3 protein-coding genes and 1 pseudogene are annotated in these 2,729 nt (G+C 76.1%); all 4 read left to right on the plus strand.

Going from position 1 to position 2,729, the window contains the following annotated elements:
• On the plus strand, positions 1 to 476 hold a 476-nt coding region (locus ACTUAL_RS17580; protein WP_440901036.1), incomplete at its 5' end, for a TetR family transcriptional regulator.
• Positions 473 to 673 (plus strand): ferredoxin, encoded by a 201-nt coding sequence (locus tag ACTUAL_RS17585; protein WP_096493448.1) that lies wholly within the window; start codon positions 473 to 475, stop codon positions 671 to 673. The genes ACTUAL_RS17580 and ACTUAL_RS17585, both read left to right, overlap by 4 nt.
• Entirely contained in the window at positions 670 to 2,106 is a 1,437-nt protein-coding gene (locus ACTUAL_RS17590; RefSeq protein WP_440901037.1) for an NAD(P)/FAD-dependent oxidoreductase, read from the plus strand. Before ACTUAL_RS17585 ends, ACTUAL_RS17590 begins: the two co-directional genes overlap by 4 nt.
• Positions 2,103 to 2,729, plus strand: a pseudogene (locus ACTUAL_RS17595) (cytochrome P450); the annotation flags it as partial. The gene ACTUAL_RS17590 and the pseudogene ACTUAL_RS17595, both read left to right, overlap by 4 nt.

Here is a 2,729-nt window from a genome sequence, read left to right on the forward strand (position 1 = left end):
TCGAGCGGGCCCGCGCCGCGATGCTCGCCGCCGCCGGGGACAGCCTGGACGTGCGGCACTGGGTGGACTGCCTGATCCGCCCGTACACCGAGCACCTCGAAGCGCTGGGCAGCCCGAGCTGGTACGCCCGGTTCAGCGCCCAGGTGCTCACCGACCCGGTCCTGCGCCAGGCCGTGGTCGACGACGCGCTCAGCGGCGGGACGGTGCGCCAGGTCGTCGAGGGCCTGAACCGCTGCCTGCCCGCGCTGCCGCTGCCCGTGCACCTGGAGCGCGGCGGCATGGCCCGCACCCTGCTGTCCCACACCTGCGCCGAGCGCGAGGCCGCGCTGGCGCGGGGTGAGCCGACCACCAGGACCAGCTGGGACGCCACCGCGACCGGGCTGGTCGACGCGATCGTCGGCCTGTGGCTCGCGCCGGTCACCCCGACCGGCCCGCGCCACGACCGCCAACCCTCCCCCGATTGGAGTGCCCGATGAAGATCACCGTCGACGAAGGCAAGTGCTGCGGCGCGGGTTCCTGCGTGCTGGCCGCGCCGGAGGTGTTCGACCAGCGCGACGAGGACGGCGTGGTGGTGCTGCTGGACCCGGAGCCCGGCGCCGAGCTGCACCAGGCCGTCCACGAGGCCGCGAGCGTCTGCCCGGCCGCCGCCATCGCGCTGGCGGAGGCGCAGTGAGCCTCACCGGGAACGCGGGGACGACCGGCGCGCCGGAACCGAGCGGGGGCCCGGCCGGGGAGGGCGAGGGCCACCCCGGCCACGTGCTGGTCGTCGGAGCCGCCGCCGCAGGCCTGTCCACGGCGGAAGCGCTGCGCCGCAAGGGCTTCACCGGCCGCCTCACCCTGCTCGGGGCCGAGGAGCACCCGCCCTACGACCGGCCGCCGCTGTCCAAGCAGGTGCTCGCGGGCGCGTGGGAGCCCGAGCGGTCGCGCCTGCGCACCGCCGAGGTGCTCGCCGCCCTGAACGCCGAGTTCCACCTCGGCGACCCGGCCGTCGCGCTCGACGTCGCCCCCCGCACCGTCCGCACCGCCTCGGGGGCCGAGCACACCGCCGACGCCGTCGTCGTCGCGACGGGCGTGCGACCGCGCGCCCTGCCTGGGCAGGACGGTCTGGCCGGGGTGCACGTGCTGCGCACCCTGGAGGACTCGCTCGCGCTGCGGGCCGACCTGCTGCCCGGCCGCCGCGTCGTCGTGGTCGGCGACGGGGTGCTCGGCGCGGAGGCCGCCGCCACCGCGCGCGGGCTCGGCCTGGACGTCGTCCTCGCCGGACCTCAGGACGCCCCGCTCGCCGCCCAGCTCGGACCGCTCGTGTCCGGGCTGCTCCGCGAGCTGCACGCCGAGCGCGGCGTGCGGCTGCGCCTGGGCTCCGCCGTCCTCGGGCTGGAGTCCGAGGGCGGTCGGGTCACCGGCGTGCGGCTCGACGGCGGCGAGGTGCTCCCCGCCGACGTGGTCGTGGTCGCGCTCGGGGCCGTGCCCTGCACCGAGTGGCTGGAGGGCAGCGGTCTCGCGCTCGACAACGGCGTGGTGTGCGACGCGCGCTGCCGGGCCGCCGACGGCGTCTACGCGGTCGGCGACGTGGCCCGCTGGCAGCACCCCGGACTCGGTCGCCTGGTGCGGCTGGAGAACCGCACCAACGCCACCGAGCAGGCCTCCGCCGTCGCCGACAACCTCCTCGGCGACCCGGTCGAGTACGCGCCCGTGCCGTACTTCTGGACCGACCAGTTCGACGCGAAGATCCACGTGCACGGCGTGCTGCCCGTCGACGCCGAGGTGACCGTCGAGGACGGCGACCCCGCCGCGCGCCGGTTCACCGCCGTCTACCGCAGCGGCGGACTGGTGACCGGCGTCATCGGCTGGAACATGCCCAAGCAGGCCAGGCAGACCCGCCAGCGGCTGCTCACGCCGGAGGGGCTCGCGGCTGCGCGGGTGCCCGCCGTCGCGCCCGCCGGACCGACCCTGCCCGTCGCGCAGACCCCGCCCGCTCTCGCGCAGGGCGCAGCGGCGGGAGCAGTGGCTCCCGCGTTGACGACCGCGCTGACCACGGTAGCGCCCACCCCCGACAGAACCGCCCCGAGCGCCGACCTCCGCACCACCCCGGAAGGACGAGCATGACCAGCACGCAGGTCCCCGCAGAGGCCGCCGAGCTCCCGGACTACCCGATGCCCCGCTCCGAGGGCTGCCCGTTCGACCCGCCGCGCGAGCTGAACGAGCTGCGGGAGCAGGCCGCCATCACCCGCGTGCGGCTGTGGGACGGCAGCACGCCGTGGCTGGTCACCCGGCACGCCGAGCAGCGCGCCGTGCTGTCCGACCCCAGGGTCAGCGCCGACATGACCCACGAGCGCTACCCGCGCCAGGCCCCCGGCCGCGCCGGTTCGCTCAGCTTCATCGGCATGGACGACCCCGAGCACGCCCGCCAGCGCCGCATGGTCGGCTCGGCGTTCACCATCAAGAACGTCGCCGCCATGCGCCCCATGGTGCAGCGCGTCGTGGACGACGCCGTCGCCCAGCTCCTCGCGGGACCCAAGCCGGTCGACCTGGTGGAGGCGTTCGCGCTCCCGGTCCCGTCGCTGGTGATCTGCGAGCTGCTCGACGTCCCCTACAGCGACCACGACTTCTTCCAGGACAACAGCAAGCGCATCATCAACCGCACCTCCACGCCCGCGCAGCGCGCCGAGGCCTCCGGCGCGCTCGCCCAGTACCTCGGCGGTCTGGTCGCCGCCAAGCTCGACAACCCC

The sequence above is a fragment of the Actinosynnema sp. genome, assembly GCF_052038725.1.